This window comes from Methylobacterium sp. B1, assembly GCF_000333255.1.
Classification (GTDB): Bacteria; Pseudomonadota; Alphaproteobacteria; order Rhizobiales; family Beijerinckiaceae; genus Methylobacterium; species Methylobacterium fujisawaense.
Genome location: NZ_BACT01000943.1, coordinates 1 through 6,040, shown reverse-complemented (window position 1 = coordinate 6,040; position 6,040 = coordinate 1). Strand labels below are relative to the sequence as shown.

6 protein-coding genes are annotated in these 6,040 nt (G+C 70.9%); 4 read left to right on the top strand and 2 right to left on the bottom strand.

Annotation, left to right across the window (positions count from 1 at the left end):
- Together lnt and I53_RS26600 are read left to right on the top strand one after the other, a co-directional pair.
- A partial coding sequence (gene lnt, locus I53_RS26605; protein ID WP_043356549.1) for an apolipoprotein N-acyltransferase occupies nucleotides 1–720 on the top strand: 720 nt, incomplete at its 5' end.
- Entirely contained in the window at nucleotides 717–1,961 is a 1,245-nt protein-coding gene (locus I53_RS26600) for an MFS transporter (protein WP_043356547.1), read from the top strand. The genes lnt and I53_RS26600, both read left to right, overlap by 4 nt.
- Here the strand turns inward: I53_RS26600 and I53_RS26595 are convergent.
- Nucleotides 1,913–2,389, bottom strand: coding sequence for a cupin domain-containing protein (locus I53_RS26595; protein WP_043356545.1), 477 nt, complete (start codon nucleotides 2,387–2,389; stop codon nucleotides 1,913–1,915). The genes I53_RS26600 and I53_RS26595 overlap by 49 nt on opposite strands.
- A gap of 85 nt (nucleotides 2,390–2,474) precedes the next feature.
- The gene (locus tag I53_RS26590) at nucleotides 2,475–4,064 is read right to left on the bottom strand and encodes a catalase (protein ID WP_043356544.1); all 1,590 of its coding nucleotides are present in this window, start codon (nucleotides 4,062–4,064) and stop codon (nucleotides 2,475–2,477) included.
- 133 nt (nucleotides 4,065–4,197) lie between these two features.
- Between I53_RS26590 and I53_RS26585 the strand changes: the two genes are divergently transcribed.
- Nucleotides 4,198–5,133 carry a LysR substrate-binding domain-containing protein gene (locus I53_RS26585; RefSeq protein WP_043356542.1) on the top strand — a complete coding sequence of 312 codons (936 nt, stop codon included), beginning with the start codon at nucleotides 4,198–4,200 and terminating at the stop codon, nucleotides 5,131–5,133.
- Between the two features lie 93 nt (nucleotides 5,134–5,226).
- A partial coding sequence (locus tag I53_RS26580; RefSeq protein WP_043356551.1) for a lyase family protein occupies nucleotides 5,227–6,040 on the top strand: 814 nt, incomplete at its 3' end.

Sequence of the window (6,040 nt, the reverse complement as noted above, 5' to 3'; positions counted from 1 at the left end):
ATCCCGACGCCCTGCCAAGGTCGCGGCGGGGCTGAACCTGGGCAGGAGCTGATCACCGGCGCGGCCCGCGCGGAGGAGCCGCTGCCGGGCGAGCGCCTGCGCTACTTCAACGCCGTCATGGTGATCGGGTCCGACGGCAAGATCTCCGACAGCTACGACAAGGTCCACCTCGTCCCCTTCGGAGAGTACCTTCCGGCGCCCCTCGACGCCGCCCTGCGGGCCGTGGGGTTGCGCCAGTTCGTGGCGATACCCGGCGGGTTCTCGGCCGGGACGCTCGCCGGGCAGCGGATCCTGACGGTTCCGGGTCTGCCGCCGGTGGCGGCGACCATCTGCTACGAAGCGATCTTCCCGGGCGCGATCCTACCGGCCGGGCGTGCTGCGCCGTCGCCGCAGCCGCCGGGGCTGATCCTGAACGTCACCAACGACGCGTGGTTCGGCGACACGCCCGGTCCGCGCCAGCACCTCGCCCAGGCGCGCCTGCGCGCCGTCGAGGAGGGAATGCCCCTCGTGCGGGATGCCAACACCGGGATTTCCGCCGTGATCGATCCGCATGGCCGCATCGTCGCCCGCACCCGGCTGGACGAGGAGACGTGGCTCGACGCAGATCTGCCCGCACGCATCGTCGGCGGCACGCTCTACGGTCGGTTCGGCGATGCCGCCTTCGCGCTGATGCTCGCCGCCTGCCTCGGCGGTGCCGTGGTCGCGCGGCGGCGGCCGTGAGCGCGGAGCGCGCCACCGCGAATCGGTTCCTGCTCGGTCTCGCGCTGATGCTGGTGGCGTTCAACCTGCGTCCGGCGCTCAGCACGGTCGGCCCCCTGCTGGCGACGATCCGGGACGGGACGGGCCTCGGTGCCGGGGGCGCCGCCATCCTCACCACGCTGCCGGTCCTGTGCCTGGGCATCGCCTGTGCGCTGGCCGCGCCGCTGATCCGCCGGATCGGGCCCGACCTCGCCGTGCTCGCGGGCTCGACGATCCTGGTCGCCGGCTTGGCGCTTCGCGGCCTGGGCGGTCTCGTGCCGCTCTTCGCCGGAACGGCGCTGGCCGCGATCGGGATCGGCCTCGACAACGTCCTGCTGCCGGCCCTGGTGAAGCGTGATTTCGCTGCCAGCGGCGGCCTCATGACCGGCCTCTACACGATGACCCTGTGCCTCGGCGCGGCTGCGGGCGCCGGGGCGGCGGTGCCGGTGGAGCACGCCCTCGGGGGCGGCTGGCCTTCCGCCCTGGCGATCTGGTCCCTGCCGGCGCTCGCTGCCGCCTTCGTGTGGATCCCTTTCGCCCGCCGGACGACCTCGACCGCCGCGCCCTCCGCCGGGCGGTTGCTCCGCGACCCGCTGGCTTGGTGGGTGACGGGCTTCATGGGCCTGCAATCGTCACTCGCCTACATCCTGTTCGGCTGGCTGCCGCTGCTGCTGCAGGGCCGTGGTCTCACGCCGCTGGATGCAGGGCTTTACGCCTCGCTGACAACCCTGGTTCAGGCGCCCGGCGCGCTCCTGACCGCCATGCTGGCCGCCCGCGCCCGCGATCAGCGGGCCTGGATCGTCGCCATCCCGGGCCTCACCGCCGTGGCGTTCCTGGTCCTCGCCTTCGGCGCGGAGTCCTTGCGCATTCCCGCCGCCGGCGCACTCGGCTTCGGGATCGGGGGCTGCTTCGGCCTGGGTCTCACCCTGATCGTCCTGCGCGCCGCCGACGCGGCGAGCGCCGCAGGACTCTCGGCCATGGCGCAGGGCATCGGCTATACGGGCGCCTGCCTGGGGCCGCTGGTCTTCGGCCTGGCCCATGAGGCCACGGGCGGCTGGGGCGTGCCGGGTGCCCTGTTCGTCGCCATCGCCGTCGCGGCGATCCTGATCGGTCAAGCCGCCGGCCGCGACCGCAAGGTCTGCGCGGGCGAACCCCCGGCGCGGAACATTGCGGCTCAGCCGCTGACCTCGCTCCAGGCCGCGAAACCGGCCAGCGGTTCCTGATCGTAGCGCGCCATCAGGTCGGCCATTGCCGCCCGATCCGAGAGACGCCCCGCCGCGGCCAGCCGGGCCAGCCCCTCGAAGAAGCCTTCGCGGCCCAGCGCCGGCGCGAAGCTCAGCGTGAAGCGCACCGGCCGGTCGCTGCGATTGGCGAAGGCGTGGGCAATGCCGGGCGGGATCAGCGCGAAGTCGCCCGGCCCGAGGTCGTGATCCGCGCCGTCGACATGAAGGGCGAGCCGGCCCGCCTCGACCGAGAAGGTCTCGGTCAACCGGGCGTGGCGGTGCAGCCCGGCTCCCGGCGTCCGTGGATCCATCTCGACCCGATAGACACCCATGGCGTCGGCCGTCTCGTCGCTGCGCGCCAGATAGAAGATCCGCATGCCGCCGATGACGGCGTTCGGGCCAAGCCCTCGATGCACGACACTCGCCATCGCCGTCCCCGCCGGAGGTTCAAACAAGAACCCCGCGCGGCCGGATGACCGCGCGGGGCTTCGATGGGCGGCGGATCCGCGACGCTTACTCCGCGGCGACCCGGTGGGCCTGCGACCCGTCCGTGTAGGTCTCGGACTGCAGGCGCTTGCCGGGAGCAGCACGCCCCGGCAGCGGCGGAAGCGCCTTGGCCTTCTCCAGGTCGATCCCGGCGCCCTCGGCGACGCGGCGGCCGTAATCCTCGTCGGCGTGCCAGAAGTGCCAGACCATCCGCAGCTGGATCGGCTCCGGGCACTGCTTCATGTCGGCGACGAGGTTGGCGATCAGGTCGTCGCGCTCCCAATCCGCGAAGGAGCGGTAGCGCACGCCGGCCTGCGTGTAGTCGTCCTCGGTGCGCGAGGTCTGGTAGCGGCCGAGATTGCCCTGGACCGGCTGGTGATAGTCCTTGGCGGGCTTCGGCGCCTCGCGCAGGCCTTCGGCCAGGGTCGAGGGCTCGTAGTTGATGTGCTTGTTCGGGCCCGTCCCGTCCACCGTGTAGGCCATCTGGCCGTCGCGCTGGTTCGAGTAGACCTTCACGCCGGGCTGCGGCGCGTTGATCGGCAACTGGAGGTAGTTGGCCCCGACGCGGTAGCGCTGCGTGTCGGAGTAGGACAGCGTCCGGCCCTGCAGCATCTTGTCGTCCGAGAAGTCGACGCCGTCGACGAGGACGCCGGTGCCGAAGGCCGACTGCTCGACCTCAGCGAAGAAGTTGTCCGGCACGCGGTCGAGCACCATGCGGCCGCAGGGCAGCAGCGGGAACTGGTCCACCGGCCACAGCTTCGTGTCGTCCAGCGGGTCGAACGACAGGTGGTCGTTCGGGCCGTCCGGCATGATCTGCACGGCGAATTCCCATTCGGGGAAGTTGCCGGCCTTGATGTTGTCGTACAGGTCGCGGGTCGCGTGGCCGACATCCTTGGCCTGGATCTCGGAGGCCTGCTGCGAGGTCAGGTTCCGGACGCCCTGCTTGGGGATCCAGTGGAACTTGCAGAGCACCGCCTCGCCCTGGTCGTTGACCAGCTTGTAGGTGTTGACGCCCGAGCCTTCCATCTCGCGGTAATTGGCCGGGATGCCCCAGGGCGACTTCAGGTGCGTCACCATGTGGATCGACTCGGGGTGCTGGGCCACGAAGTCGAAGAAGCGCCACGCCTCTTGGCGGTTCGTCACCGGATCCGGCTTGAACGCGTGGATCATGTCGGGGAACTTGATCGCGTCGCGGATGAAGAAGACCTTGAGGTTGTTGCCCACGAGGTCCCAGTTGCCGTCGACGGTCTTGAACTTCACCGCGAAGCCGCGCGGGTCGCGCTCGGTCTCCGGGCTCTCCTTGGCGCCGGCGACGGTGGAGAAGCGCACGAACATCGGCGTCTTCACGCCGGTCTCGGTGAGCACGCGGGCGCGGGTGTATTTGGAGGCCGGCTCGTCGCCGATCTTACCGTAGGCCTCGAACCAGCCGTGGGCACCGGCGCCGCGGGCGTGGACGACGCGCTCGGGGATACGCTCGCGGTCGAAGTGCGTGATCTTCTCGATGAACTGGTAGTTCTCGAGCGTCGCCGGGCCGCGCTCACCGACCGTCCGGGTGCTCTGGTTGTCCCGGACCGGATGGCCCTGGCGGGTGGTCAGGATCGGGCGTTGATCGCTCATGCGTATCGTCTCTCCGTTCAGCGACAGCTCTCGGAGGCCGAGGCCAGCCTGGAACCGTTCTGGAAAAAGGTTATGACCCCGGCATGACCCCGAGGCAAATGCATCGTCACAAAGGTTCTGATAGATACAGCCTATGAATCTGGCTGGCCTCTCCCTCCGGGATCTCGAATATGTCGTCGCGGTGGCCGACGAGGGGCATTTCGGCCGGGCCGCCGAACGCTGCAATGTCAGCCAGCCGACGCTGAGCGTGCAGATCCGCAAGCTGGAAACCGCGCTCGGCCTGACTTTGTTCGAGCGGTCGAACCGGCGGATCCTGCTGACCGAGGCGGGCCAAGCCATCATCCGGCAGGCACGCGTCGTCCTGGCGGAGGCGCAGCGGCTTCTGGCGCTCGCCAGGGAGGGCCGCGGCTCGCCGCTCACCGGGCGCCTCATCCTGGCGGCGATCCAGACGCTCGGTCCCTATTTCTTCCCGCTGGTGCTGCGACCGCTGCGCGAGCAGTACCCGCTGCTGACGCTCTCTCTGTCGGAATCGCGGACCGCCGACATCGTCGAGGGCCTGCGCGACGGCCGCATCGACGCGGCCCTGGTCTCGCTTCCGCTGCCCTCCAACGGTCTCGCGGTCTCGCCGCTGTTCGTCGAGCCGTTCTGGCTCGCCTGCCCGGCCGAGCACGCCCTGGCCCGGGGCGGCGCGCTCTCGGCGACCGAGATCGCAGGGCCGGACCTGCTGCTGCTCGATGAGGGCAACTGTCTGCGCGACCAGACGATCGCGGCCTGCGGCGCCGGCTCGTCGGTCGGCCGCCATGCCACCAGCCTGGAGACGCTTCGCTCGATGGTGGCCGCCGGCGCCGGCTACACGCTGCTTCCGGCCCTCGCGGTGCCCGCCAGCCCCGATCCCAGCGGCCTGACGGTCACCCGGGCCTTCGATGTCGACGGTCCCGGCCGGACCATCGCGCTGGTCTGGCGGGCGAGCGATCCCCGCACCGCGGGACTGGCGAACCTCGCCGCCTTCTTCCGGGCGCACGCGCCGCCCGGAACCATGGCCTGCCGGGGCGACGACGCTGTAGCGTGAGCGGCGGTGTCGCGGGCGCCTTGCCCCGCGGTGATGAAGACGGTCGCGCTTGGCGCGTCTATCAGGACTGATCAGGGCATGGGGAACGGGCCGATGCGGCGCAGGATGATCGGGGCAATTCTGGCGCTGCTCGCCCCCCTCGGCGCCCACGCCGCGCCGACGGACAGCTTCGCCCGGATCGATCAGATCAACCGGGCCTCCCTGGTGATGACAGCCGAGACCGGTATCGTCCCGCGCCCCCTGGCCGCGACCATCGCCCGCGCGCTCGATCAGGTCGCCGCCGACGCCGCCAAGCCCGGCGCGGAACGGCCGGACGACTATCTCCGGATCGAGCCGCTGATCACCGCCATTGCCGGCCCGGAGGCCACCCGGATGCATTCGGGGCGCAGCCGCCAGGACATCATCCCGACTGTGCTGAAGCTTGAGCAGCGCGACCGCCTCCTCGCCCTCGCCCAAGCCCTGGACGAGACCCGTGGGGCCCTGCTGGCCGTAGCCGACCGCGAGGCCGACACGATCGTCCCGGCCTATACAAACGGCGTGCAGGCCCAGCCGACGACGCTCGGCCACCTCTATCTCGGCTACGCGGCCGTCCTTGCCCGCGATGCGCAGCGCCTCCGCGAGGCCTGGGCGCGGCTCAACCTGTCACCCCTGGGCGCGGCCGCCCTCGGGACGTCGAGCTTCCCGGTGGACCGCAAGCGCCTGGCCGAGCTGCTCGGGTTCGATGCGCCCGTGGAGAACAGCTACGATGCCGGCCAGCTCGCGCCGATGGATATGGGCCTGGAATTGACCGGGCTTTCCGCGACACTCGCCACCACGGCCGGCAGCTTCGCGCAGGACCTCTACGCCCAGTATCACCAGACCCGGCCGTGGATCCTGGACTCTAGAGGTCCCCGGGTCCGAGCTCGAT

Bases quoted from the DNA above. Each gene is read 5' to 3' on its own strand.
- I53_RS26595 (WP_043356545.1), bottom strand. From the start codon at position 2,389: ATGGCGAGTGTCGTGCATCGAGGGCTTGGCCCGAACGCCGTCATCGGC.
- I53_RS26585 (WP_043356542.1), top strand. From the start codon at position 4,198: ATGAATCTGGCTGGCCTCTCCCTCCGGGATCTCGAATATGTCGTCGCG.
- I53_RS26590 (WP_043356544.1), bottom strand. From the start codon at position 4,064: ATGAGCGATCAACGCCCGATCCTGACCACCCGCCAGGGCCATCCGGTC.